Below are 24134 nucleotides of genomic sequence, written 5' to 3'. Positions count from 1 at the left end.
CTGTCAGAATAGTCGAAGTTGGTATAGGATAATCGTATGGTAACATTAACGGTCGACCCATCAGGCAAAGGTCATTACTGCAGCATCCAGGAAGCCTTGGACGCCGTTCCGTATGAGCAGGAGACCACGATCATCATTGAAGAGGGCGTGTATCACGAAAAGCTTTTCAGCGATAAACGCAGCTTGCACCTGATAGGTAGGAAAGAGGTGATCATCACCCATTCCGACGGGGCGAAACAGAAGATCGATGCGATGCCCAAGCGCGGGACCTTCCGCTCCTACACAGCCTTTTTCAGTGGAGAGTTCCTGAAAATGGAGCATATCATCATAGAGAACAGGGCGGGAAAGGGCAGTGAGGCAGGACAGGGCATAGCCCTCTACCTCGATGTCGACTGCGCCCATCTCTCCAAGGTCCGCCTGCTGGGAAGCCAAGACACGTTGTTCGTCGCTCCGCTTCCAGAGAAGGAGCGCGAGCCGAACGGTTTTTATGGACCGAGATGCTTTGCCAAACGCAAACAGAACGCACTGTTCTTCGACCATGGATTCATTCAAGGCGGTGTGGATTTCATCTTCGGCGGCGGTGACGCCCTCTTCAGAAATAGTGTAATCAACAGCTGTGAAGCGGGGTTCGTCACAGCACCTTCCACAGGTGAGAAAAATATCGGTCTGGTTTTCGATCACTGCTCGTTTACCGCGAACGATGGTGTTGAACCTTGCTCGGTCTATGTGATGCGTCCATGGAGGGAGCACGGCAAGGCACTGTTTTTGTCATGTACTTTCGGCCTTCACATCCATCCCTCGCTCAGAATCGACTGGCCCGGCCATGAGGGATTGTCTGAAGGATTTCTTGGATGCCACCGGTGCCGCTTTTCGGATGAAAGAAGCACCGATGCATCCTATGAACTCTCCGACGCTCAAGCAATTTCCCTACTGGATGCCGTTGAGCAACGCTGTCAGATTTTCCACCAAAGTACGTATGGGAATGTCTAGTGTCAAACCAGAACACCTGCTGAAATCTGCATGCGTATGGCCAGGAAGGCTACCAGGACAACCAACAGCGAGATGATGAAGCCGTGGAGCATCGGGGCTGCTCCTCCTTGTTTCATATCATCCAAACTGGTGTTCAAGCCGATGGCCGCCAGGGCTGTGATCATGCAGAATTTGCTGATGTGCTTCAAAGCTGCTGCCAAAGAGACCGGAATAAGTCCGAAACTGTTCAGGCAGGCCATGACCAAAAAAAGGCCGATGAAGTAGGGGATGATGGACGGCACCTTCACTGCCGTCCTTTGTGCTCCAGCAGCTTTGCGGGTTTGATGGAATTGAACGCCGCTGAAGATGAGCACGGTGGGAATGATGGCAAGGGTGCGCGTAAGTTTGACCATCACGGCAAAATCCCCTGCTTGCTCGCTGAACCCGTAACCGGCGGCGACCACCGAGGAGGTGTCGTTGACTGCAGTGCCGGCCCAAAGCCCGTAGGCTGTATCACTCATGCCCAACCAGACGCCGAGCAAGGGGAAGGCGACGATCATAAGCATGTCAAAGATGAAGGTCGCACTCATGGCGAATGCAATGTCGCGATCCTCTGCTTCAATGACCGGGGCGATGGCTGCAATGGCCGACCCTCCGCAGATGCCGGTGCCTGCTGAGATCAGGTTCGACATTTTCCAATTCAAATGCAATGCCTTTCCGACAACATAGCCGACTCCGAAGCAGGTTGCCAGGGTAAAGACCATGACAAAAAGCGAGATTCTGCCCACCTGCATGATGGTGGTGATGTTCAAGCTTGCCCCAAGGAGGATGATGGCGAACTTCAGCAGTTTCTTGGAAGTGAATACGATTCCCTTTTGATACACAGGATCCGGCTTTTTAATCGTATGAATCATCATGCCGATGAACAGTGCGATTACTGAGGCACTGATGCCTTGAGGCATCAATCCTTCAATCCATTTTGCGGCAGCTGCGATTACAGCGGCAAGCAGGATGCCTGGCGCATACGTGGGTATTGTTTCTTTTTTGATCATTGTTTCTTCCTCGTAACGTGATATCGCCATTGATGGTAGTAAATTTTAATGATAAAATCTAATGAAATATTTCTATTGAACGATTCCAAAAAGTTATTAAAAGGATATGTATATGGAAACCAGGCTGAAGACGTTTCTTTCACTGTGCGAGACGTTGAATTACCGAAAGACCGCAGAGCTTGTGAACCTTACACAACCGGCTGTCACCAAGCAAATCCAGTCGCTGCAGGAGGAATACGGCGTCAAGCTGTTCGAATATGTCGGGCGCGCGCTCTCCATCACCGAACAAGGCTTGCTGGTCAAGCAGTTCGCCCAGTCACAGTTCTACAACGAAGCTGAATTGCTGCAGCTGCTTGGCCGAGCCGAACAGAAAGTATTGCGTCTCGGGGCGACGAAAAGCATCGGCGACAGCGTACTGGATGCGTATCTGCAAAAGTACCTTGAGGATGAGCGGCACAATCTTTCGTTGACCGTGGCGAACACCAGCAAGCTCTTCTCGCTTTTGGAAAACTCCGAGTTGGACTTCATCGTGGTGGAAGGCCTCTTTGAGAAGAAGAAATACGATTTCCGGCTCCTTCGGCGCGAGCGTTTCGTCGGCATCTGTGCAAAGGATCATCCTTTTGCCGGCAAGACCATTCCTTTTGAAGCCTTGAAGACTCAGAATTTGTTTCTTCGGGAACCCGGATCCGGAACGAGAAATATCTTTGAACGTGAGTTGGAATCGCATGGATATGACCTGTCGCTGTTCAAGCGCGTGACGGTGCTCTCCAGTTTCCAGCCACTAAAAAAACTGGTCTCCAATGGGCTCGGCATCAGCTTTGTCTACCAATCGATAGCAGACTCCAATGAGAATCCTGGTTGTTTCACTCTTGAGAATATGACAAGCGAGCATGAGTTCACCATTGTCTGGCTGAAGCATACGACCGCTTCCCACTATGTGGATGCGTTTTTCAAGGAAAAAGACTCCACACCGGTGGAATGCTGAATTAGGCAGCATACAAGTCAACATACAAGATTACTTTTTCTGTGTTTTCATCCGATATCTTTGCAGTCGACTAGTAGGTTTGTCGGGAAGCGTCATCTCGACAATACCCTTTTCCAAAGCTGGATACAGGTACACCCGCATAAAGGATTGGCGGCTTGTGAGGTTCATTGACTGCATAATTTCTTTTACCGAAAGCGTGCGATTTCCCATTGCTGCAACCAATTTCTCCAGAGGAGGAGACAAGACCTCCCTATTGTGTGGCAACTCATCCAAGGCTTGCTTGATCGCTTCGAGCATGAAAATAACAAATGGAGCTGAGTCGTTTTGCGCCGTGGATAAATTGATGGCATCATAATATTCTTGTTGTTGATTTTTAACTATTTCCTCAACCGCCAGATATGAGAAAAGAGGATTCCAGCTTGAGAGCAAGAGAGTCTGCCACATGCGTCCCATGCGACCATTGCCATCCGCAAAAGGATGTATATATTCAAACTCGTAATGAAAGATTGCGCTTTTTATCAGCATTGGATAGGCCGAATGTTTCACCCATGCAAAAAGGTCGGAGAGGAGCTGAGGTACGAGTGAAGCCGGGGGAGCGAGATGGATGACTTGTTGGCCTTTCACGACGCCTACGGATCCTGTCCTCAGGATATCGGATTCTGCTATCAATCCTTCGGTCAAGAGTCCATGAATTGAGAGCAGGTCTTGTACGCTGTAAGGGTTTTTTGAATAGAGCACTTGATAAGCAGCAATTGCATTTTTGACTTCCAAGACATCTTTCTTTGGTCCTGCAATATGCTCTCCATTCACAATGGCGGTTACTTGTTCCAATGAGAGGGTATTTGCCTCAATTGCCAGCGAGCTTTGTATTGTCCTTGCTAGATTATTTCGCCTGAGCAATGGAGAAATTGGATTGACAGCCGGCGAATGGGAAAATTCATGAAGTTTTTCAAGAATCGTTGCTGTCAATACAAGAATGGCATTGTCCGATGTAAAGTTTGGTTGGTATTGTGTCATCCTCACCCTCCTATACCAGCCTACTACATGACAGAGAACCCGGCAATGGCTAAGAAAAAAAGCAGCCAGAATTCTCTGACTGCTTAAGAGCGAAAGACGGGACTTGAACCCGCGACATCCACCTTGGCAAGGTGGAGCTCTACCACTGAGCTACTTTCGCAAAAACCTATCTATGTCAGACAGCCCTTTCGGATTGTCCTTTGCGAGAGAGGGGACTTGAACCCCTACACCGTAAGGTACCAGATCCTAAGTCTGGCGTGTCTGCCAATTTCACCACTCTCGCGGTGCATGTCTTGCCCCTTACGAGGTTCGCCATGTTTTGAGCCGCAAAGGGATCGAACCTTTGACCCGCAGATTAAGAGTCTGCTGCTCTACCAGCTGAGCTAGCGGCCCATGACAAATAACAATTTCAAAAACCAAACTCCATGCGCCCGGAAGGATTCGAACCTTCGACCTACGGATTCGAAGTCCGGCGCTCTATCCAGCTGAGCTACGAGCGCGTTCACGACCCTATAAAGGGTGGAAGACGGGGCTCGAACCCGCAACAGCCAGATCCACAATCTGGTGCTCTACCATTGAACTACTTCCACCATGGTAGCTGAAGCAGTGGCTACTCACCAGTGCGTTTCAACGTTGCATACTATGCCCTAAAGACTTTTGTTTGTCAACAACCCTTGGTGAAATTTTGCAAAATTTTGGGGTGTCCACGACAACTGTTTTTCCTGCAATCAAATGCCTCCATGCACCTTTGCAACTATCCCAGCGAAATCCCCCGAGTCCACGACGGCGTCGGATGAGGGGGATTTCGGTTGGAAGGAAGCGTGGACAAAGGCCAGATGGTGGCGCCAGTGCAAAGCCCTGTCGGCCAACAACTCATTCAATCTCATCTCCAATGCCTGTCCATCAACAGTCAGAGCAAGCTTCTCAAACGAAGGCAGATAGGAGAGGGTCAAATAACGCCTGATGTCCCCCTGTCCCATCATCCGCTCTTCCGCCAAATCGAGCGAAGTGACCTGTACTGCAAGCCCCTCTTCCTCAAACATGCTTTGCAGGTATTGCTCGTCCCAGTTGGTCAAGGCATTGGAGCTCTGTCCATATAACAGCGTTTCGGCCTGGATGAACATCGACTTCAGGTCCTCGGGCAGAAAATCGGAGAGCCGCGATCCCTTGCTTGGAACACTCTCGCACACATGCAAGGATCCCTGCTTCGCCAAGCGGGCGACCAATGCCTTGCACAACGGTTTCTCTTCCCTTGCACGGGAGAACACATTGCGGCCGATGATGACCTCAAAGAACAGATCTTCATCCAGAGAGGCAAGAAGCTGTTTCAATTCGGCAAGATGCACCTGAGGCTTCTCGAGCTCCGGCAGCGATTCTGCATAGTGGTTGATATGGTCAAGCTGGTCCTTGCTTCTCACCTGGGCGACCACCAACCCCTCTGCGGTCTTGCGGTATGCTTCCCAGAGCAGCAGCCCATGACCGGCGTTGCAGACAAGCACACGGTCGCTTCGGCGAAATTTCACTTGCTCCAACAGCTTCGTGCGAACGGTTGCCAAGAGCTTTCCTCGTTCGCTTACGGTGCGGTTGACCCACATCTGGCGCTGCTTGTCTCCCGGTGAGAATGAGAGGTTTTCCACAAAAGCATCGACTTCAACGCTCTCGAGCTGTTCTTCGCGATGACGCTGTACCTTTTCCTGAATACTCTTCTCATACCCTTGGCTGCTTGGTTGGTAAAAAACCTTGCCCTGCAGTCCTGAAGGCAGATACTGCTGGGCCACCCAATGGTCCTGATAGGAGTGGGGATACAGATATCCCTGGCCGTGGCCGAAGCCTTTGGCATCCCGGCTGGCATCCCGCAGATGATTGGGCACCTCGTCCTGGGCCTGTTGTTCAACCCCCTTGAGGGCGTCGAAGAATGCGAGGGTCGAATTGCTTTTCTCGGCGGTGGCAAGATAGAGGGCGGCGTGGGTGAGATGGAACCTTCCCTCGGGCAGCCCGATGCGTTCAAACGCCTCTGCATCAGCCTGTACCACAACGATGGCGTTGGGATCGGCGAGTCCAACATCCTCACAGGCGCTGATGAGCATGCGTCGGAAAATGAACTTGGGATCTTCGCCGGCGCTGACCATCCGAGCCAACCAGTAGAGGGCGGCGTCGGGATCGCTTCCCCTCACGCTCTTGATGAATGCACTGATGACATCGAAGTGATAATCGCCCTCCTTGTCATACAGAACCGCCTTCTTCTGGATGGATTGCTCGGCTGCATCCTTTGAAATGTAGATTTCTGTCCCTTTGGCTGGAGGGAAGCTGTCGACGGAGGTTTCCACTGCAAGCTGCAGTGCGTTGAGCAGGCTGCGGGCATCGCCATTGGCAACCTCCACCAGATGTTCCAGCGCCCCATCCTCAAACGTTACCCGGAAGTTTCCATACCCACGCTCCTTGTCTGCAAGAGCTTGGCGTGCAATAGAGAGCAAGTCATCGCTGTCCAGACTCTTGAGCTGGAAGATCCTTGATCTGCTGACCAAGGCTGCATTCACCTCGAAATAGGGGTTCTCGGTCGTTGCCCCGATAAGAATGACCGTGCCGTTCTCAACCCAGGGCAACAGAGCATCCTGCTGGCTCTTGTTCCATCGATGCACCTCGTCGACAAAGAGAATGGTTCCGCGATTGTAAAGCTCTAAGCGCTGACGGGCTTCCTCGATTTCGTAGCGCAACTCCTTTACGCCTGATAAAACGGCATTGAGGGTGGAGAAGTGTCGCTTGGTTGTATTGGCGATAACCCGGGCGAGGGTTGTCTTTCCCGTTCCCGGCGGTCCGTAGAAAATGACCGAGGAGAGCTGGTCGGCCTGGATTGCCCGCCTGAGCAGGCGGCCTTTGCCGATGATGGCATCCTGACCGATGTACTCGTCCAAGGTACGGGGACGCATCCGGTAGGCAAGGGGTTGGTTTGCACTCTTGTCTTTCTCGCTGGCTTCACTAAAAAGATTCATTGCCGGCCGTCCTGCTGGAAAATTTCAAGGAACGATCCGCTGCCCTTGGGAACAGGGGTTGTTCTCAGCCGTTCCTCCTGAGTTCCGAGCTCATCGAGGTACGTGGTGGTAAAGAAGGAGTACAGGTGTTCGAAAGGCTCGGCTGCTACAACAGGAAGCTCCTCCCGCCCCCAGAGGGCTGTACTCTCTTGCCAGATGCCGTACCGATCGAGGATGAGATCCCAGGTGATGTCGCTTGTCTTGAGAGCCTCTTGGAGCATGCTCCTGACTTGCTCTGCAAGTACGGTGCCTTGTTCGGTAACCAGGCGGGTGGTTGCACTGCGGTTTCCCTCTTTCAGGGTCGCTTCAGCATCCTGCCAGACGATTGATGATACCGATGCCTCCACAAGGGAGGGCAGCTGTACGACCACCTGCCGGAAGGCACTGAGAACCTGCATGCGCCATACATCAAGGTGATCATGAAACAATGGAATCTCCTGCATCTGCAAAAAGTGTTCGGTTTGCGGGGGGAGCAGTACCTCAAGCATCGTATCCGCAAACAGGTTCACATCGATGGATTGGCTGGCAAGCTTCACCACCTCGGTAAGGGCATACGCCGCATCGGGAGCCTGCAACGCTTGGTCTTGCTTGACGGAAGAACAGCCGGCAAGAAGGAGGGCAAGTCCAAGCAAAAGGTATACACATGACGTCCGTTTCATGGTTGATACTATACCATCCGTCTCCTCTCTTGCATAGCAGAATGGACCTCTGTACAATCGCAGAATGCTTGGCCAATACAAAACCATGAACAGGCAGATTCGTGCCATGAGCCTTCCGACCATGTATGGAATGCTCTTCACCGCGTTGTATGACATGGTTGACATGTTCTGGATAGGTATGTTGGACAAAGAGGCGGTGGCAGCCGTCACCATCTACCTGACGCTCTTTCTGGCATTGGAAATACTCAATGAAGTCGTAGGTACGAGCAGTGTCTCCCTGCTCAGCAAAAGTTGGGGTTCGGGTGACCTGGAAATGACCAGAAGGATAGGGGAGCAGACCTTCGTATTCAAAGCACTGCTCGGCAGCCTGGGTGCCTTGATCCTCATCCTGATCCTTCCCTATTTCTACCGACTCTATACCAATGATGCGAAGGTCCTCCACCATGGCCTGCAGTATGGCTGCCTGCGTTCAATATTTGTCCCGGTTTTCTTCTCTTCCTACACCGTCAACACCATTCTGAGGAGCACCGGGGATGCAAAGACACCCATGTTGCTCCTGCTGGCCTCCGCTGTATTGAACATGGTCCTCGATCCGCTTTTCATGTTCAGCACCATACCTCTCACATCCCTGAAAGGGTTGGGATGGGGTATGTTCGGGGCGGCTGCTGCCACCTGCATCTCCTACTTGTTTGCCTTTCTTGCCGGGTTCTGGTACCTGCAAAGCGGCAGGGCTCCCCTTACCATCAGTGTCAAGGGCCTTTTTCACCTGGATTGGGCGATCGACAAGAAATTGCTTGCCATCGGCCTGCCCAGCGGGATCAACATGCTGCTCAGGTCCCTGATCACCATCATGTTTCTCAAGCTTGTCGCCCTGTACGGAACCGTGGCCATCGCCGCACTGGGAATCGCCAACCGAATCTATCAGTTCTGCGGCATGCCTTCCAACGGCCTCTCCATGGGGTCCGGCATCTTGGTGGGCCAACGTCTGGGTGCAAAGCAGTTCAAGGAGGCGAAGGCCGTCACGCTGCTGTCCTCTCTCAACGGACTGCTCTTTTCTCTCCCTTTCATCCTGTTGCTTCTCCTTGCCCCCGAGCCCCTGCTCAGCCTCTTTCTCGGTGGGGCATCGGTTTCCACGGAGGCTGCCGCACTGCTGCGCATCTATGGCCTATGCCTGGTCTTCATGGCACTATCGGGAGGGCTGGGCTCGGCCTTTTTCGGCAGTGGACATACCAGTCCCATTCTCTATACCTCCCTGATCAGCGGCTGGCTGGTGCAAATTCCGTATGCGTTGCTTGTCGTGCTTGTGTTTCAGCTTGAACTTCCCTGGCTGTGGGCGGCCTACCTGCTCGGCGATTCTCTGGAGTGCCTGCTTCGATATCGGTACTTCCGTTTGGGTGGTTGGATGCAGGAGCGTTGACGTTTGTTCAATTTATTGCGACATTATAGATGATAGCACAGGAGGCTAGTACTATGTCAGAACGAAACACATCAATACTCCAGAATGTCGCAGCACGCGAGCGGACCATACTGAAGAACGTATACCTTTGGATGACCGCAGGATTGGGTCTTACCGCCTTGATCGCTTTCTTTGTGGCCAGCAATCCCCCACTGCTTCGTGCTCTGGTCGGCAATACCATGGGCTTTCTCTTGATTGTCGTCGGTCAGTTCGCCCTTGTTTTCTACCTTTCAGCTCGACTGGACAGGATGAGTCAGGCAAGTGCAATCGGAGCGTTCTTAGCATACTCCGCCCTGAACGGCATCATGCTCAGCACCATATTCGCCGTCTATGCCGGCGTGGTGATTTACAAGACGTTCTTTACCACCGCCCTCATGTTCGGCGGCATGAGCATCTATGCCATGACCACCAAACGGGATTTGAACAGGTTCGGCTCCTATCTGGTCATGGGATTGTGGGGCTTGATTATCGCCTCGCTGATCAACATGTTTTTCCGTTCATCCGGATTGGAGTACCTGATCAGCTTCATCGGCGTCGGAATTTTCCTCGGGCTCACCGCATGGGACACCCAGAAAATCATCCGGATGAATGAGCAGTATGGATCGGGCATTGACGAAGAGACGTTTACCAAACTGAGCATCATCGGTGCTCTTTCCCTGTATCTCGACTTCCTGAACCTCTTTCTCTTTTTCTTGAGGATTTTCGGTCGTTCGAACAACCGCTGATCGCTCACCAATAGATAGAATCGGCTGCCGGAAGGCAGCCTGTTTTTTCATTGCCGATAGCTGACGGCTGAAGGGTTTGCCAGGCTCTTCTTCAAAGCCTCATAGCTGATCTCTTCCATATCGATATAACAGCTTCTTCTTCCCACCTGCTCAAGACAATGGGCGTCCGAGCCGGTAAGAACGGCCAGGTTGTGTGTATCGGCTTGAACCGGAAGGTGAATAGCCTCCAAGGCGGAATAGGGTAGGTCGGGAAGAAACCCTAGGTTGGCAAGCACACTGTTGGCAAAGCGGTCGATATGGGCCGGGATCACCAGGGCATCCCTGCTGAGCGCCTCCTCCACCACATCGCTGAAAGCGAGGGAGGTGGAACCGACCAAGAGCTTGTCCACCGTCCCAATCACTTCGCCCTCGATATCGACCACAAGCTGATTGCCGAACAGGTCGGTTCGGTTCTTCTTGTCAGGGAGTAGAAACTCAATGAACGAACCGAACTCAAGGGCATCCTTGAGATGGGAGAAGAGCGTAAGAACATGTACATCCTCAACGGTGGAAACTTCCAGACCGAATAACGGCAGGATGCCGCACAACCGGCAGGCCTCATCAAAGGCAACGAGGTTGCGGGCGCTGTTATGGTCGGTCAGGGCAAGGATCTGAATGCCCTGTTCCATTGCTTCGACGGCCAGCAGGGCAGGGGTGAAGTCATCGTTTGCGCAGGGTGAGAGGCAGCTGTGATTATGGAGGTCAATCTTTGCCTGCATTGATCCTTCCCAAGGCTGCTGCAATGCGACAGCTTGCCTCGAACTGCGTTGCAGCAGTGGTGAAAATCGCAATTCCCTCATCTTTGGCGGCTTGCAGCATATCGGAAGGAATGCTGCGATTGTTGCAGATCACCAAAGCTCGGATGCCCGCAAGAGAAGCAACGGCGACGGTGTTCTTGTGAGCTTGGATCGTAATCAGGACACTCTCTGCAGGGGCGTTTCCCATCACATCACTGAGCAGGTCGCCGGTGTAGGCGTCCTGTATCTGCTGTGAGCCGTTTCCCATGTATTGGGTGGTGAATCCTTCCAATTGTGCCAAATCCTGAACAATCATCCTATGTCTCCTCTTGTTTCGGATGCAACTCTATCGTGCATACCACGGTAGTCCCGTTTCTGTTGCTCTCGATGGTAAAGTCATCAGCCACCGACCTGACGTTGGGCAGTCCCATGCCGGCTCCGAATCCAAGGGAACGGATCCACTCACTGGCAGTCGACCAACCTGGAGTCATTGCCGCCTCCACATCGCTGATGCCCGGTCCGCTGTCTCTTGCAGTAATCTGCATCGTCTGCGGCGAGTACTCGGCGATCAACTCCCCTCCGTCTGAATGAACCACCAGGTTCATCTCCAACTCGTAACTCGCAATGGCGGCCCTGCGGATGATATGGGGTGCAATCCCTGCACTCTTGAGTCGTTTCTTTATCTCCGTGCTGGCATATCCTGCATTCTCGAAATCATTCTTCATTATGGTGTAGGTGTGGATTTCCCCGCTCATCTCCTCGCTGAGGCTTGTGGTGCGGGTGCGTTTCTCCAGCTCCTCGATCTCCCGGTTGATTTCCACCAGCAACGTGCTGGTGATATCACGGCTGGTTATCATCCCAACCAATTCCTTGTGCTTGTTGAGCACCGGGAACCGATGGTAGCTGAAGCGGTCGAAGTAGCTTATTGCAAACGAAATCGGCATATCATCCTCGAGGACGATGAGGTTACGCGTCATGTGGTCCTGTGCCTTTTCCTCTATATATCCTTTATCGAGTGCTTGGATGATGTCATCCATGCTTACAATCCCTATCAATCGTTTGCCGACCACAATGGGAAGACCTGTCACCTGTTTTTCGCGCATGATGTGTTGAATCTGCCTGAGCGTGGTTTCCTTGCCGGCGGTAACAAGATCGGTGGTCATGACATCCTTCACCTTCAGTCGATAGATCAATTCAAGGATCACATTCGGCGAGGTGATGGTATTGATGGGTATCTCTTGCATAGGTTGAGTATACAACAGCTTTGCATGCGTGCAAAGAAAGGTTGGCTGTCAGTTTCATGTTTTCCTACTGCCAAAACATGATTTCTTTGCTATATTGAATGCGTATGAATACTGTTCCATCGCTGGCTCTTGTGTATGAAGACCCTTTTCTTCTGGTCGTGGATAAACCTGAGCTGTTGCCTACGGTCCCCCTCAAGAATGATCCATCTGATAAACCAACCCTGTTGGGCTTGGTTGCCCAGTCATTTCCTGAGGTGCTCTCGGTGGAGGGCAAGAATGCCTGGGAGGGCGGGGTGCTTCATCGCCTCGACACCCCAACAAGCGGCTTGGTGGTAATCGCCAGAACCAAGGAAGCGTATACAGCACTGCAGGCGATCAGCAAGGCCGAACTCTTTGTAAAAGAGTACCGGTGCCGCAGTTCACAGCGAATGGACGAATTGCTTGCCGGTTTTCCCCCATTTCCTTATGAGGATCCGGTTGCGTGCGGTGGACGGGAGGTGACGGTGGGAAGCCTGTTCCGCCATTACGGCGACAACCGCAGGCAGGTTCGGCCGGTGCTCCCGGACAGTCCCAAGCACCTGCTGGAGAAATCTACAGGAACTTTTTACCTGACCAAGATCTGGTATACAGGACAAGAGGGTGAGGCCTCAACCTTCACCTGCCGGCTGACCTCCGGGTTTCGTCATCAGGTCAGGGTTCATATGGCGTGGAGCGGCCATCCGATCGACGGAGACGGGGTGTACCACGGGATGGAGCAGCACAGCCTTGCCCTGCGCTCTGTGGCGGTTGAGTTTCCCCATCCGATAACTTCGCAACCCATGGAAATACGAATAGATACATAAGAGGAGCAAACATGGCAGATCCAAGAGAACAGAAGTTGGCAGAACTTCTCGTCACATATTCGGTACAGCTGCAGAGAGGTGAATCGTGCCTCATCAACGCAGTGGATATTCCCACCACCATGACGGAAGCCTTGATCAAAGCAGTGTATGAGGCCGGCGGGTATCCGGTGGTAAACCTATGGAACCAACGTCTTGAGCGGGCGATGTGTGAATATGCCACCGTAGAGTCGCTTACAAAGTGGGCCGACGTAGACACCTACCGCATGAAGCAGATGGATGCCTTCATCGGCATTCGGGGCATCGCGAACGTGCGCGAGCTTGCAACCATCGGCGAAAAGGCAAATTTGGCAAGCACCTACTACAATACCCCGGTGCACATGAAGACCCGCCTTCCGCATACCAAGTGGGTGGTGCTTCGCTATCCCACCGAGGTCATGGCGATGCAGGCGGGAATGGGTACGGTTGAGTTCGAGGAGTTTTTCTATACCGTCTGCACCCAAGTCGATTACTCTGCGATGGCTGAAGCGATGGCACAAGCCAAAACCTTTCTGGATACGGTCGACCAGGTTCATATCAAGGCAAGGAACACCGACCTCTCTTTTTCGATCAAGAACATGCCCTGGATTCCCTGTGCAGGAAGAATGAACATTCCCGATGGGGAGATTTACTCCTGCCCGGTCAGGGATTCGGTCAACGGAACCATCACCTACAACACCGAGAGCACCTACCACGGCCATTGTTTCAAGGACGTAAGCTTTACCTTCAAGGACGGCAGAATCATTGAAGCACATGCCGATGACGATGCACTGCTGAATGCCGTTCTCGACATTGATGAGGGGGCCCGCTACATCGGTGAATTTGCTTTGGGATGCAATCCCGGCATCATCAAGCCGATGGACAACACACTGTTCGATGAAAAGATTTTTGGATCGATTCATTTTACACCCGGCAATGCCTATGAGGATTGCGACAACACCAACCGCAGTGCAGTGCACTGGGATTTGGTGCAGATCCAGCGACCGGAATATGGTGGAGGGGAGATGTATTTTGATGGGGTTTTGGTCCGCAAGGATGGAGTTTTTGTCCATCCAAGTCTTACCTGTTTGAATTTTTCTCTCTAAACCTGATTGACACAGAGCGCATGGCTCTGGTACAACAAGGCAAACGTCAAGGGCGATGTGGAGCAATCCGCATCGCCCTCAGTCTTTTCAAGCCCGTTGGGCTTCGTACAAAGGTGTGCGGTGAGTTTCACTGCACACCACTTTTGTTTGTAGGGGGAACGTATGTACGTATCAGTGGACACGCTCTGGGTCTTGTTGGGGACAGTGTTGGTGTTTTTCATGCAGGCCGGGTTTGCAATGGTGGAGACCGGTTTCACCCGGGCAAAGAATGCCGGAAACATCATTATGAAAAACCTGATGGATTTCTGCCTCGGCAGTGTTGCATTCTGGATACTCGGCTTCGGTCTCATGTTCGGGCTTGCCGGCGGTGATGCGGCACTCCCGTTCATAGGGGTACCCGATTTTTTCATTCTCCGTGACTACGGCTCTGCCGTTCCCTCCTATGCCTTCATCATGTTTCAGACGGTATTCTGTGCGACAGCTGCAACCATTGTCAGCGGTGCGATGGCCGAACGGACCAAGTTCATCTCCTACTGCATCTATTCTGTTGTCATCAGCGCCTTGATCTACCCGGTCAGCGGCCACTGGATCTGGGGTGGCGGTTGGCTCGCAAACATGAGGTTTCACGATTTCGCCGGTTCTACAGCGGTTCATATGGTCGGAGGGGTCGCAGCATTCTGGGGAGCGAAGATCATCGGTCCGAGAATAGGCAAGTATGACAGTGAGAAACAGCCGCAGGCGATACCCGGTCATAGTCTGACTCTCGGAGCACTTGGCGTATTCATCCTTTGGTTCTGTTGGTTTGGATTCAATGGCGGCTCAACGCTCGGCCTAGCAAGCGATGAGAACCAAGTTGCAGCCTCCTCGATTTTCTTCAACACCAACTTATCTGCCGCAATGGCGGCAACGGCAACCATGATACTGACGTGGATACGGTATAAGAAGCCCGATGTCTCCATGACACTCAACGGAGCACTCGCCGGTCTGGTGGCGATTACCGCCGGGTGCGATGCAGTCTCCCCCTTCGGATCTGCAGGCATCGGCATCATAAGCGGCATAGTCATAGTCTTTGCCGTCGAATTCTTTGAGAAGGTTGCCCACATCGACGACCCGGTCGGCGCCATTTCCGTGCATGGAGTCTGCGGGGCCTTGGGAACCATCCTGGTGGGAGTGTTTGCAGTCGATGGTGGACTGGCATACGGCGGAGGTTTTACCTTGTTGGGCATTCAAATGATGGGTGTAGGAGCTGTCATGCTGTGGGTCTCGCTTACCATGGTCTTTTTATTCAAGCTTCTTCACAAGACAGTCGGTTTACGAGTCTCTCATGCTGAGGAGATAGCCGGTCTTGACCTGAAGGAGCACGGGCTCTGTTCAAGCTATGCAGACTTCATGCCGGCCGTCCCATCGGTGCTTGGTGGCAAGGTCACCGAGGAACAAGCAATCCCGGTCACCGAGGTTCCACCGGTGCAAAAACCCAGCCGCGAAGCTCCCCTTACCAAGGTGGTCATCGTCAGCAGGCAGAGCAAGTTCAATGAATTGAAGGAAGCCTTGAACGCAATCGGAGTCATGGGCATGACGGTGACCCAGGTTATGGGCTGCGGCATGCAAAAAGGGCAGAAAGAGTACTACCGCGGCGTGCCCGTCTCTCCGACGTTGCTGCCGAAGATGCAGCTTGAGACGGTTGTCAGCAAGGTGCCGGTACGTTCTGTCATCGAGGTTGCAAAGAAGGCACTCTATACCGGGCATATCGGCGATGGGAAAATCTTTGTGTATACGGTGGATAATGTGGTGAAGGTCCGCACCGGCGAGGAAGGCTGCGACGCCCTGCAGGATGAGATGATTCCCGACTGAAAGAAGAGGATGGAAGGGGGCATCGGCCCCCTTCCGCTATCGTTCCACATCGAATACGATGGTGCGGTTCTTGAACAGGATGATCCTGCTTTCAAGATGAGCCTGCACCGCCTTGGCCAGAACCCTGCGCTCGACGTCTTTTCCCACGTCCCTCAGACCGTTGGGGCTGAGTTCGTGGTTCACCCGCACGACATCTTGGTCGATGATCGGCCCCTGGTCGAGATCCTCGCTTGCATAGTGGGCTGTCGCCCCGATCATCTTTACTCCGCGTTCATACGCCTGCCGATACGGATTCGCGCCCTGGAAGGCAGGAAGGAATCCATGATGGATGTTGATGATCTTTGCGTGCCACTGGCTGGTGAAATTCGGACTGAGGATTTGCATATACCTAGCCAGGACAACCAAGTCGATGTCAAAGCGCTTAAGCAATGTCATTACCTTGGCCTCCTGCTCGGCCTTCGTTTCGGAAGTGACCGGCAGATAGTAGAAAGGAATTCGGAATTGGTTGGCGATTATTTCCAAGTCAGGATGATTGCTGATGATCAAGGAGATATCGCACTTCAGGTCGCCTTCATTCTTGCGGGCGATCAGGTCGTACAGGCAGTGGCTGGTCTTGCTGACCATGATGGCAACCCGGGCGTTATAGTCGCTGTAGTGGCATTCCCACGTCAGGTTGTACTCCTTGGCAAACTGTTCGAAGTCCTCTTCAAGCTCCTTTCGGGTGGTCTTGAGATCCTGCATGTCCAGTTCAATGCGCATGAAGTAGCGACCCTCGATGCTGTCGGTGTGCTGCTGGCAGTGTACGATATTGTAGTTGCGCTGGAAAAACCACGTTGAGGTGGCGCTGAGTATGCCCTTTCGATCCTCACATTGGATGAGGAAGATGATCTTCTTCTGGTTGTCTGTCATTGCTGGTGCCTTTATTGCAGAGGGGTTATTTCAGCTTCCCGGGGGTCTTCACCCAATACAATCTCTACGCTGCGCTTCGCCTCGGCCAATGCTTTTTCCAAAGCTTTTGCCAGACGCATTCCCTCCTCGAACAGAGCGATGCTCTCTTCAAGGGATGTATCAGAGGCGTTGAGTTTTTGAGTGATCTCCTCAATTCTGGAAATATCTGTTTCAAAACTCATTGTTACTCCTTTACCAGTGCCTTTCGGCTCCCATCGGTGAATGTCAGCGTAAGCAAAGAGCCAGGTTCTGCTTGCATTCTTGATGCAACAAGCTTTCCTTCCTGGTTATGTACGACCGCATAGCCTCGGGCAAGTATAGCAAGGGGACTGAGGGCTTGCAACTCTCTGATGGCAAGTTCCAGCCGTCCTGCATAGCTTTTCAGCAGTTGTTTTTGGGCAATGACCAAGCTATTGCCTGCATTTGCGAGCAAATACTCCTTGGCGCTGATGATGCTGTTGATTCTCATCCCCATCGCCTTGGTGTCGAAACGTCTGACCTTGCTCTCAGCAAGCAACAGCCGGTTTTCTATGCTCCTTTGCAGCTGCACATGCAAATTTGCCACCTGATTTCGGTAATCCAGATATCCTTGGCTGACCAATTCCGCTGCAGCGGACGGGGTAGGAGCGCGCAAGTCTGCGACAAAGTCAGAGAGAGCCCAGTCTATCTCATGGCCGACTGCACTGACTACCGGAATTTCTGAAGCATGGATGGCCTCAATCACGCTCTCCTCGCTGAAGGGCAGCAGATCTTCGATCGAACCGCCTCCACGACCGACGATCAGGACATCGCAGAGCAGAAGATTGTTGGCTTGTTGGATGCGATTGGCGATCGAGGATGCCGCACCCTCTCCTTGAACGGTTGCGGGGAGGACCAGCACATCAAGTGAGGGGGCTCTTCTTTCCAGAATATTGAGGATATCCTGCAGTGCGGCCCCGGTGGGGCTGGTCACCACACCGACCCGAAGGGGGAGCTTGGGAATTGCTTTCTTGGTTTTCTCATCGAAATAGCCCAAGGACGCATAGTGGCGCTTGCGCATCTCCAGCATGGCCAGAATCTGACCAAATCCAGATTTCTCCATGGTATCGCACTTAAGCTGGTAGGTTCCCCGAGCTCCATAGACATCCAATCCTCCGGTTACCGTAACTTTGTCACCCTCCTGAGGGGTGAAGTCGACCTTCCAGGTGGAGCCTTTGAACATGACGGCACTGATTGAACATGACGCATCCTTGAGGGTAAAGAACCAATGCCCGGTCGAGGAGGGGCGGAAGTTGGAGATTTCTCCGGTGACTTTCAGGCCGTAAAATCCCTGCTCAAGGGTTTGCTTGATCAAGCTGGTCAGCTCGGAGACGGAAAGCTCGGTCATAAACAGGTTATCCATTCTGTTGCTCCTTCTCCGGCTTTGGTCGTCCAAGCCTGTGCAATTGGTTGAGGATTCCCAAGAATGCGAGGATCGCCCACAAGCTGAAGAAGAGCCAGAAATCCAGATACCAGAAGAGGGAAAGCAGGTAGGAAACCAGTAAGGAGCCTGCAATGGCGCTTTCCAGGGCTATATAGGAGTCGAACCGGATGAGGCAGTAGGCGAGGATGATGACCTGCAACACCAGAAACATGATGAAACTGGCCTGCAAGGGCAAAAAGCGGCGGATGAGCAAAAAAATCACCAAACCCATGCTCAAGCCGGTAAAGGAGGCTACAATCAGGTGGGCAGCAAACGACTTTCTTCTGGACAGGTAAAAAAGGAGCAAACCCCCGATGCAGAACGAGAGCAGGTTGATCAATACTCCCTGATAATCCAAGTCTGTGAACATGACGTTCCACAGCTCAGAGGGGACAGTATTTGATGCAAGGCTTGTCAGCAGTGACTGTTGTTGGAATACAAGCAGAGCAAGGGCAAGGAAAACAAGGCTGCCTGAAAAAACACTTCGGATGCTTACCAAAAGCCGTTTTGCAACATAGCCGTAGAAGCAGAGAAAAAAACCGAGCAATAGTCCGATGAACATCACCGAAGCGCCGATTGTGTTCGCATCACTTTGCATGCACTCTCCTGTTTTTTTAAAAAAAAAGAGACAGCAGGATCCGCTGTCTCACAACCAAACTGGTTGGCTTAATCCTGGATGATAGCAGCTGTGGGGCAGACATCGGCACATGTGCCGCAATCGATGCATGCATCAGCGTCGATTACATAGATATCGCCTTCAGAGATAGCACCGGTCGGGCATTCGGGCAAGCAGGTTCCGCAAGCCACGCAAGCATCAGTGATCTTGTAAGCCATGATATTGACTCCTTACTTAGTTTTCATTGCTTTTGACTATATACCGCCTTTGCAAGCGAGTCAAGGAATTTGAAAAATCTGTACTATGAGTACAATTAAATGAATGAATAGAAACTTTGGGCAAAACTTTTTTGCACAGCAAAAAGAAATCTTTTCTATAACCTTTAATTTATTAGTATCTCACGAATTTCTTTACTGCAATAGGATTGTACACTACTTGAATTCATCTTTGCCGTTTGGTGGATTAGGATTACTATATTCTTAGCGGCGAAGTACGGAGGCTGGTACGCCTTCCGAGTAGCCTAGGGTCCTCTCTGGTGGAGGGCCTTATTATTTGTACACAGAATTGAAATGCATGGTGATGTACCGAGGCATCCAGTACAATGGTGCCAACTGATGGGTTTTCTCCTCTTTTTAGGGAGCCAAGGAGATTGATTTCCTGCAGCTCGTACCTGTTTGGCCGGTACTTCTCTTGATTGGTGAAGTGGCAGGTCTGCGGACCTTTCAACTACCCGGTTCTTTGAGGGGTGCACTCCGAAAGGGGTGCGTTTTTCTTGGTTGACGGGAAGAAGAGTAAGAGGGCACCAGTCGATGTCCTTGTCGACATCTTCAGTGCCATCTGCAAATTTCGCGCACCAAGGCACATTCTTTCAAAATTGACTCACATCTCTATACTGCAAAGCAACAAGGTCGGAATCAATGGGTTGGTTCCTGAAATCAAATCCTATTCTGCTATACTCTCCGTGTTTTCAGAAGAGCATCGCTGAGTGTCCCTATCGGACAGGCGGCACACCAGATTCTTGGCCTGTAGATCCGTGAAAGAATGAGGGCAAGGATGGTTGTCGAGGCCATCATGCCATAGAAACGGTAGGAGAGGTGCAGAAGGAAGAGCGGGGCTTGGACTGTGATGAGTTGTGGCAGGCTGAAGAGCTCGATGACGATGAAAAGCCGGATGAATGGCATTGCTTCCATGTTTCCCAGCGCCACTTGGACGGTTGAACCGGTGATGAAGAGCAGGTTCAGTCCAAAGTACCAGAGCATGATGCGCCTGAGTTTTCCGCTTGTGATCAAGGCAGGATTTTTTCTCCAGTGCTTTTTCTTGCCTGCTGCATTGAGCAGGCTTGCACGAGGGCAATAGGTCTGGCACCATACTTTCTTTTTTGTTTTTGCAAGCAGGATGAAAGGAAGGGCCATGCAAAGGATGGCGAGATTGGCAAAGAGTATGGAGACAAAGCCAAGTGCAAAGTAGGCAAGTGTGATGATATACAGGTTGGGTAACAAGCCCTTGTTTCTCATACCTTCTCCATCACCAATGCCTTTGGAAAGCAGTAGCGGGTGCATTTTCCGCAGTTGATGCATCGACTTCGGTCGACAGTCGGTGCTTTCTGCCCTTTCTGGCTCAAGGCCCCTGCCGGACAGGCAGCTACAGCAGGACAGCGGTGATTCTGCGGGCAGCGATGCTTGAGAATGGCCAGTGTTTTGGGTGTGGTGTCGGGTGCTTTCAGTCCAAACAGTGATGCAAGAGAAAAAGCCATATATATCCTCCCAAGGTGTACGGAGTACCATACTGGAAAGGGTGAGTTTTGTCAAATACTTGTCAATAACAACAATTGTTTCTGACAATAATATCTGTTTTTTCTCCCTTGCCACTTCCTCAATCTTGGTTATATAGTCAAGCAGAGTGGAGGAGTGAGCATTGAAAAAGCTTGTACTTGCTGAGAAGCCGAGTGTTGGAAGAGAGTTGGCGCGTGTTCTGAATTGCTATAGACGGGAAACCGGTTTTATTGAAGGAGAACACTACATTGTCACCTGGGCATTGGGACATCTGGTGGAATTGGCCCAGCCTGCAGCTTACAGCGAGCGTTACAAGCGATGGTCCTTGCGTGATCTTCCCATGTTGCCGCCTGTTTTGCAACAGGAGGTCATCGAGCAGAGCAAGGACCAGTTTGCAGTGGTCAAGAGCTTGATCGAAAGAGCGGATATTGAAAGCATTGTCATCGCCACCGATGCCGGCCGGGAAGGGGAGCTGGTTGCCCGCTGGATTCTGAAGCTCTCCGGTTACCAAGGCCCCGCCCATAGGCTGTGGATCAGCAGCCAGACTGAAAAAGCCATCAAGGAAGGGTTTGCGAACCTCAAGGATGCAAGCTTGTACGACAATCTCTACAAGGCGGCGGAAAGCAGGGCTGCCGCCGATTGGTATGTCGGGATGAATGTAACCAGGGCTCTTACCTGTCATTATGATGCCAAACTATCGGCAGGCCGGGTGCAGACTCCGACTTTGGCCCTCATGACCCGGAGGGAGGATGAGATAGAGGCCTTCAGCGGACGATTCTACTGGACCCTGAAAGCAGATTTCACCCAGTTCAGCGCTTCCTATTACCCAACCGAGGACTCGATCAGAATCACCGATGAGGCAACGGCAAAACAGCTGGAAACCTCGCTCGTCGGCAAGTCGGGCAGGGTGGTGAGCCTGGAGACTGTGGAGAAAAGCGAGCAACCTCCACTTGCCTATGACCTCACCGAGTTGCAGCGGGATGCAAACAACCTGCTCGATTTCAGTGCCAAACAGACCTTGGATGTGTTGCAGGCCCTCTATGAGCAGCACAAGATCGTCACCTACCCGAGAACCGACAGCCGCTACATCACCACCGATATCGTCGCAACCCTGCCTGACAGGCTGCGCAGCCTGCAGGACACCCCCTTCAGTCCCCTCTGTGCCCGCTTTGTCAAAGAGGGGTTCCGCGTCGACGAAGATCGCTTTGTGCAGGATCTGCAGGTAACCGATCACCATGCCATCATCCCGACCGAGCAGCGGGTGGATCTTGGCCGGCTCAATGCCCAGGAGAAAGCCTTGTGGGAGTTGATCGTCCTGCGCTTTTTGGAAGTGCTCAGCCCCGATTACGTCTATCGGACCACCACCTTGACAGCCGAAGTTGAAGGGTGCCGTTTCAAGACCAGGCTGACCATTGGTGTCGAGCAGGGGTGGAGAAATGCGGCAACCCTGATCGGCAAGCGAAGCGCCCAGGTTTCGACGGGAGACGAGGATGAGGCAAGCCCTGCCTTGTTGGGCTGGAAGGAGGGCGATGAGGTTACCATCAACTCCGTCAAACTCAGGAAGCTAGCCACCACCGCCCCCTCCCGGTATACCGAAGCGACTCTCCTGTCTGCCATGGAGCATGCCGGACGATTCGTGGATGACGCATCCTTGAAAAAACGGCTGTCCAACGGCCTTGGGACCCCGGCAACCCGTGCCGACATCATTGAGAAACTCATTCAGAATCACTATATCGAGCGGGTGGGCAAGGAACTGGTGCCAACCCCCAAGGGAAGAGAGCTGGTTCGACTGGCCCCTGAAGAACTTCGTTCACCCGAGTTGACTGGACGCTGGGAGGAACGACTGGGCAATATAGCAGAAGGGAAGGAGGACGGGGATCGTTTCATCGACGACATCAAACGCAATGCTTCGGCATTGGTTGCCCAGGTGGTTTCCAGCAGCGAGGTGTTCTCTCCGCATTTTCCCGATGCAAAGACGTGTCCGTACTGCAAGACGCCGATGATGAAGGTCGTCGATGAGATTGGTCAGAACCACTTCCTTTGCCAGAAACTCTCCTGCAGTTATGAGGAGATGGAAGTCAAGAAGCGAGTGCCCAAGCCACAGGAACAAAAGCCGGCTGAACCAAAGAAGAACGTGGTGGTAAAGGTGGCGCCCGTTGAGGCTGATGCAACAAAAAAACGAGTCGTACTGAAAAAGAAACCGCAGATCCAAGCGTTTTCCCTGCCGGACGATGCATCTGCCACCTACACCTGGGAGACAGTGATCGAGGTGGTCAGACCCAGCAAGCTCGCCTACCGTTCAGAGCGCAGCGAGCGGACAAGCGAGAACAAAGGAGGATGGAGACCTGTGGCCCAATCCCAGCATCTGGTTGACCAAACACCTTCCGGAGGCGGCAGTTTTGCAGATTTCCTGAAAGCAAATGAGGATCGAAAGAAGCGGGATCGCGAGAAAAAGCGTAAGTAATTTGATGTTTATAAACATACGCCTATAGGTTTCTGGTGTGTTCTCTGCCAGGGCACAAGTGTTCGTGCTTGGAATCCTGGAGGCTCTCATCAGAAACTTTACTCTTTCCGGCAGAGCCTTCAGTATAGTGATGGCTTGTCCCTTATCATGCACCGACTTTTGGTTTCTTGATTCAAGCGACTCAAAGAGAAAGGCTGCCAATGACAAGTATTGCCAAGTGTAGCGCGCTGTTTTCCATCAAACACATCGTTTCTTGATGGTTCCATCATTTCCTGACGCTCTCATGCAGTGAAAGATCAGGCCTTGTGGGTAGTATGAAGGACCTTATTATTTTGTGCGTTCGTTATCGGTTTAGAATAATTGTTCGTTATCGGTTTAGAATAATTGCGTGTAGCCCGTAAATGATTTTTTCCTCCTTCTAGAATCCATAACAGCCGGTATTCCGGGCCTTCCGGGCCTCCTTTTCCCAGGCCCGGAGAATGTCTGAGGAAGCCTGTTCAAGCTCCTCGTTGATGTTCTGCACCAGCGTTTCGTACTCGTCGCTGGAGAAGGAATGCTCCTCCCTGAGACTCTGCAGGGTTTCCTGTTTCTCCCGCCATCTCATGACTCATAGTCCTCCCTCGGCTTGGCGATGTGGCACTCCAGGACATTCGGAGCGAGAAATCTTGTTCTCCAGGGATGGTCTGGTGCAGGCGTGGAAGACTTCCTTTGCCTGGGTGCAGGGGGTCTTTCCGGGTCGAATTCCTTGCTGTGGCTGCTTCTCTTCTCCACTTCCCTGAGCAGGTATGTCGCATCTTTGATGCTGGCCAGCAGCGTCCCGTCGAAGGCCTTGACGACAAGGGCTTTCGTACCCTTGGCGAAGAGTTTCGGGCGTAGTCCGCCGGAAAGCTGGGCGTAGGGCTGGTAGTAGGCGTTGTGGTACTTGATGCTGCTGCCCGCATCGACCACCCGTTGGGAGACCACCGCCAGGATGGCATTGATGTCGGCCTCGCCGGGGGCTTGGAGGAAGGTGCTGCTTGCAAGATCCTTCTCGTCCTTGAGCGAGAATTGTGCATTGAAGCGGGGAAGATAGTCCCACAGGAAGGCGTTCGCCCCCTCCATGGTGGTGATCCCGTGGCGCAGAAGCTCGACCGGGATACGGCCTTGGAGCGTTTTGTTCATTTTCTC

General features: G+C 52.4%; 23 protein-coding genes, 5 tRNA genes and 1 pseudogene. 8 read left to right on the top strand and 21 right to left on the bottom strand.

The genetic code is table 11. The features are described 5' to 3' along the window. Positions 1-36: 36 nt before the first annotated feature. Positions 37-990 carry a pectinesterase family protein gene (locus B3K89_RS08265; protein ID WP_345907249.1) on the top strand — a complete coding sequence of 318 codons (954 nt, stop codon included), beginning with the start codon at positions 37-39 and terminating at the stop codon, positions 988-990. A gap of 2 nt (positions 991-992) precedes the next feature. Here the strand turns inward: B3K89_RS08265 and B3K89_RS08260 are convergent, their stop codons facing one another. Continuing rightward, positions 993-2021, bottom strand: coding sequence for a YeiH family protein (locus tag B3K89_RS08260; RefSeq protein WP_293894104.1), 1029 nt, complete (start codon positions 2019-2021; stop codon positions 993-995). A gap of 112 nt (positions 2022-2133) precedes the next feature. Here B3K89_RS08260 and B3K89_RS08255 point away from each other — a divergent pair, with 112 nt between their 5' ends. Next, a complete protein-coding gene (locus B3K89_RS08255; RefSeq protein WP_293894107.1) occupies positions 2134-3006 on the top strand; it encodes a LysR family transcriptional regulator in 873 nt (290 codons plus the stop codon). 30 nt (positions 3007-3036) lie between these two features. On the opposite strand, the gene B3K89_RS08250 is transcribed toward B3K89_RS08255, so the two are convergent. From B3K89_RS08250 to B3K89_RS08215, 8 genes are all read right to left on the bottom strand, one after another. After that, positions 3037-4023, bottom strand: coding sequence for a Fic family protein (locus tag B3K89_RS08250; protein WP_293894110.1), 987 nt, complete (start codon positions 4021-4023; stop codon positions 3037-3039). A gap of 88 nt (positions 4024-4111) precedes the next feature. Further along, a tRNA-Gly gene (locus B3K89_RS08245) sits at positions 4112-4183 on the bottom strand. 41 nt (positions 4184-4224) lie between these two features. Then, positions 4225-4306: transfer RNA gene (locus B3K89_RS08240), tRNA-Leu, on the bottom strand. Positions 4307-4343: 37 nt separating this feature from the next. Then, positions 4344-4416: transfer RNA gene (locus tag B3K89_RS08235), tRNA-Lys, on the bottom strand. A 33-nt stretch (positions 4417-4449) separates the two neighbouring features. Continuing rightward, positions 4450-4523: transfer RNA gene (locus tag B3K89_RS08230), tRNA-Arg, on the bottom strand. 18 nt (positions 4524-4541) lie between these two features. Then, a tRNA-His gene (locus B3K89_RS08225) sits at positions 4542-4613 on the bottom strand. Positions 4614-4751: 138 nt separating this feature from the next. After that, the gene (locus tag B3K89_RS08220) at positions 4752-7013 is read right to left on the bottom strand and encodes an AAA family ATPase (RefSeq protein WP_293909750.1); all 2262 of its coding nucleotides are present in this window, start codon (positions 7011-7013) and stop codon (positions 4752-4754) included. Next, on the bottom strand, positions 7010-7711 hold the full coding sequence (locus tag B3K89_RS08215) for a hypothetical protein (RefSeq protein WP_293894116.1): 702 nt from the start codon (positions 7709-7711) through the stop codon (positions 7010-7012). Before B3K89_RS08215 ends, B3K89_RS08220 begins: the two co-directional genes overlap by 4 nt. Before the next feature lie 64 nt (positions 7712-7775). Between B3K89_RS08215 and B3K89_RS08210 the strand changes: the two genes are divergently transcribed. Both B3K89_RS08210 and B3K89_RS08205 read left to right on the top strand, forming a co-directional pair. After that, entirely contained in the window at positions 7776-9128 is a 1353-nt protein-coding gene (locus B3K89_RS08210; protein ID WP_293894119.1) for an MATE family efflux transporter, read from the top strand. A gap of 53 nt (positions 9129-9181) precedes the next feature. Continuing rightward, complete coding sequence (locus B3K89_RS08205) at positions 9182-9892, top strand: Bax inhibitor-1/YccA family protein (protein WP_293894122.1); 711 nt, start codon at positions 9182-9184, stop codon at positions 9890-9892. Between the two features lie 47 nt (positions 9893-9939). Here B3K89_RS08205 and B3K89_RS08200 read toward each other — a convergent pair whose 3' ends face one another. From B3K89_RS08200 to B3K89_RS08190, 3 genes are read right to left on the bottom strand one after another with little or no spacing between them, the layout of a single operon-like run. Beyond that, positions 9940-10650 carry a PHP domain-containing protein gene (locus B3K89_RS08200; RefSeq protein ID WP_293894125.1) on the bottom strand — a complete coding sequence of 237 codons (711 nt, stop codon included), beginning with the start codon at positions 10648-10650 and terminating at the stop codon, positions 9940-9942. Further along, positions 10634-10984 carry an iron-sulfur binding hydrogenase gene (locus B3K89_RS08195; protein WP_414712345.1) on the bottom strand — a complete coding sequence of 117 codons (351 nt, stop codon included), beginning with the start codon at positions 10982-10984 and terminating at the stop codon, positions 10634-10636. Before B3K89_RS08195 ends, B3K89_RS08200 begins: the two co-directional genes overlap by 17 nt. Before the next feature lies 1 nt (position 10985). Beyond that, positions 10986-11912, bottom strand: a complete 927-nt coding sequence (locus B3K89_RS08190; RefSeq protein WP_293894128.1) for a CBS domain-containing protein — start codon at positions 11910-11912, stop codon at positions 10986-10988. Between the two features lie 104 nt (positions 11913-12016). On the opposite strand from B3K89_RS08190, the gene B3K89_RS08185 reads away from it, so the two are divergent. From B3K89_RS08185 to B3K89_RS08175, 3 genes are all read left to right on the top strand, one after another. Further along, the gene (locus B3K89_RS08185; RefSeq protein ID WP_293894131.1) at positions 12017-12754 is read left to right on the top strand and encodes a pseudouridine synthase; all 738 of its coding nucleotides are present in this window, start codon (positions 12017-12019) and stop codon (positions 12752-12754) included. 11 nt (positions 12755-12765) lie between these two features. Beyond that, positions 12766-13875: an aminopeptidase gene (locus B3K89_RS08180; RefSeq protein WP_293894134.1), complete on the top strand. Its 1110-nt coding sequence runs from the start codon at positions 12766-12768 to the stop codon at positions 13873-13875. A 162-nt stretch (positions 13876-14037) separates the two neighbouring features. After that, positions 14038-15726 carry an ammonium transporter gene (locus B3K89_RS08175; RefSeq protein WP_293894137.1) on the top strand — a complete coding sequence of 563 codons (1689 nt, stop codon included), beginning with the start codon at positions 14038-14040 and terminating at the stop codon, positions 15724-15726. 36 nt (positions 15727-15762) lie between these two features. On the opposite strand, the gene purU is transcribed toward B3K89_RS08175, so the two are convergent. The 7 genes from purU to B3K89_RS08140 all read right to left on the bottom strand — a co-directional run bounded on the left by purU (position 15763) and on the right by B3K89_RS08140 (position 20484). Continuing rightward, on the bottom strand, positions 15763-16635 hold the full coding sequence (gene purU / locus B3K89_RS08170) for a formyltetrahydrofolate deformylase (protein ID WP_293894140.1): 873 nt from the start codon (positions 16633-16635) through the stop codon (positions 15763-15765). 11 nt (positions 16636-16646) lie between these two features. Continuing rightward, positions 16647-16856, bottom strand: coding sequence for an exodeoxyribonuclease VII small subunit (gene xseB / locus B3K89_RS08165; RefSeq protein ID WP_293894143.1), 210 nt, complete (start codon positions 16854-16856; stop codon positions 16647-16649). A gap of 2 nt (positions 16857-16858) precedes the next feature. Next, positions 16859-18055 (bottom strand): exodeoxyribonuclease VII large subunit, encoded by a 1197-nt coding sequence (xseA, locus tag B3K89_RS08160; protein WP_293894146.1) that lies wholly within the window; start codon positions 18053-18055, stop codon positions 16859-16861. Then, a complete protein-coding gene (locus B3K89_RS08155; RefSeq protein ID WP_293894149.1) occupies positions 18048-18713 on the bottom strand; it encodes a hypothetical protein in 666 nt (221 codons plus the stop codon). The genes xseA and B3K89_RS08155 overlap by 8 nt, the downstream gene beginning before the upstream one ends. A gap of 68 nt (positions 18714-18781) precedes the next feature. Further along, positions 18782-18949, bottom strand: a complete 168-nt coding sequence (locus B3K89_RS08150; RefSeq protein WP_293894152.1) for a DUF362 domain-containing protein — start codon at positions 18947-18949, stop codon at positions 18782-18784. Between the two features lie 732 nt (positions 18950-19681). Next, the gene (locus B3K89_RS08145) at positions 19682-20245 is read right to left on the bottom strand and encodes a 4Fe-4S binding protein (RefSeq protein ID WP_293894558.1); all 564 of its coding nucleotides are present in this window, start codon (positions 20243-20245) and stop codon (positions 19682-19684) included. Beyond that, positions 20242-20484: a 4Fe-4S binding protein gene (locus tag B3K89_RS08140; protein WP_293894555.1), complete on the bottom strand. Its 243-nt coding sequence runs from the start codon at positions 20482-20484 to the stop codon at positions 20242-20244. The genes B3K89_RS08145 and B3K89_RS08140 overlap by 4 nt, the downstream gene beginning before the upstream one ends. A gap of 161 nt (positions 20485-20645) precedes the next feature. On the opposite strand from B3K89_RS08140, the gene B3K89_RS08135 reads away from it, so the two are divergent. After that, positions 20646-22967: a DNA topoisomerase III gene (locus tag B3K89_RS08135; protein ID WP_293894551.1), complete on the top strand. Its 2322-nt coding sequence runs from the start codon at positions 20646-20648 to the stop codon at positions 22965-22967. A 418-nt stretch (positions 22968-23385) separates the two neighbouring features. Here the strand turns inward: B3K89_RS08135 and B3K89_RS08130 are convergent, their stop codons facing one another. Together B3K89_RS08130 and B3K89_RS08125 are read right to left on the bottom strand one after the other, a co-directional pair. Further along, positions 23386-23571: a hypothetical protein gene (locus B3K89_RS08130; RefSeq protein WP_276839650.1), complete on the bottom strand. Its 186-nt coding sequence runs from the start codon at positions 23569-23571 to the stop codon at positions 23386-23388. Beyond that, a pseudogene (locus B3K89_RS08125) lies at positions 23568-24134 on the bottom strand (ISNCY family transposase); the annotation flags it as partial. The gene B3K89_RS08130 and the pseudogene B3K89_RS08125, both read right to left, overlap by 4 nt.

The organism is Sphaerochaeta sp. UBA5849, from assembly GCA_002432715.1.
GTDB lineage: Bacteria > Spirochaetota > Spirochaetia > Sphaerochaetales > Sphaerochaetaceae > Sphaerochaeta.
This window is presented reverse-complemented; position numbering and strand designations above follow the sequence as displayed.

What these genes read in the sequence shown, in the direction of transcription:
- purU (WP_293894140.1), bottom strand. Translation starts at nt 16,635, where the DNA reads ATGACAGACAACCAGAAGAAGATCATCTTCCTCATCCAATGTGAGGAT.
- B3K89_RS08195 (WP_414712345.1), bottom strand. Translation starts at nt 10,984, where the DNA reads ATGATTGTTCAGGATTTGGCACAATTGGAAGGATTCACCACCCAATAC.
- B3K89_RS08255 (WP_293894107.1), top strand. Translation starts at nt 2,134, where the DNA reads ATGGAAACCAGGCTGAAGACGTTTCTTTCACTGTGCGAGACGTTGAAT.
- B3K89_RS08215 (WP_293894116.1), bottom strand. Translation starts at nt 7,711, where the DNA reads ATGAAACGGACGTCATGTGTATACCTTTTGCTTGGACTTGCCCTCCTT.
- B3K89_RS08265 (WP_345907249.1), top strand. Translation starts at nt 37, where the DNA reads ATGGTAACATTAACGGTCGACCCATCAGGCAAAGGTCATTACTGCAGC.
- B3K89_RS08205 (WP_293894122.1), top strand. Translation starts at nt 9,182, where the DNA reads ATGTCAGAACGAAACACATCAATACTCCAGAATGTCGCAGCACGCGAG.
- B3K89_RS08260 (WP_293894104.1), bottom strand. Translation starts at nt 2,021, where the DNA reads ATGATCAAAAAAGAAACAATACCCACGTATGCGCCAGGCATCCTGCTT.
- B3K89_RS08140 (WP_293894555.1), bottom strand. Translation starts at nt 20,484, where the DNA reads ATGGCTTTTTCTCTTGCATCACTGTTTGGACTGAAAGCACCCGACACC.
- B3K89_RS08250 (WP_293894110.1), bottom strand. Translation starts at nt 4,023, where the DNA reads ATGACACAATACCAACCAAACTTTACATCGGACAATGCCATTCTTGTA.
- B3K89_RS08155 (WP_293894149.1), bottom strand. Translation starts at nt 18,713, where the DNA reads ATGCAAAGTGATGCGAACACAATCGGCGCTTCGGTGATGTTCATCGGA.
- B3K89_RS08210 (WP_293894119.1), top strand. Translation starts at nt 7,776, where the DNA reads ATGCTTGGCCAATACAAAACCATGAACAGGCAGATTCGTGCCATGAGC.
- B3K89_RS08200 (WP_293894125.1), bottom strand. Translation starts at nt 10,650, where the DNA reads ATGCAGGCAAAGATTGACCTCCATAATCACAGCTGCCTCTCACCCTGC.
- xseA (WP_293894146.1), bottom strand. Translation starts at nt 18,055, where the DNA reads ATGGATAACCTGTTTATGACCGAGCTTTCCGTCTCCGAGCTGACCAGC.
- B3K89_RS08150 (WP_293894152.1), bottom strand. Translation starts at nt 18,949, where the DNA reads ATGGCTTACAAGATCACTGATGCTTGCGTGGCTTGCGGAACCTGCTTG.
- B3K89_RS08185 (WP_293894131.1), top strand. Translation starts at nt 12,017, where the DNA reads ATGAATACTGTTCCATCGCTGGCTCTTGTGTATGAAGACCCTTTTCTT.
- B3K89_RS08145 (WP_293894558.1), bottom strand. Translation starts at nt 20,245, where the DNA reads ATGAGAAACAAGGGCTTGTTACCCAACCTGTATATCATCACACTTGCC.
- B3K89_RS08220 (WP_293909750.1), bottom strand. Translation starts at nt 7,013, where the DNA reads ATGAATCTTTTTAGTGAAGCCAGCGAGAAAGACAAGAGTGCAAACCAA.
- xseB (WP_293894143.1), bottom strand. Translation starts at nt 16,856, where the DNA reads ATGAGTTTTGAAACAGATATTTCCAGAATTGAGGAGATCACTCAAAAA.
- B3K89_RS08130 (WP_276839650.1), bottom strand. Translation starts at nt 23,571, where the DNA reads ATGAGATGGCGGGAGAAACAGGAAACCCTGCAGAGTCTCAGGGAGGAG.
- B3K89_RS08180 (WP_293894134.1), top strand. Translation starts at nt 12,766, where the DNA reads ATGGCAGATCCAAGAGAACAGAAGTTGGCAGAACTTCTCGTCACATAT.
- B3K89_RS08190 (WP_293894128.1), bottom strand. Translation starts at nt 11,912, where the DNA reads ATGCAAGAGATACCCATCAATACCATCACCTCGCCGAATGTGATCCTT.
- B3K89_RS08175 (WP_293894137.1), top strand. Translation starts at nt 14,038, where the DNA reads ATGTACGTATCAGTGGACACGCTCTGGGTCTTGTTGGGGACAGTGTTG.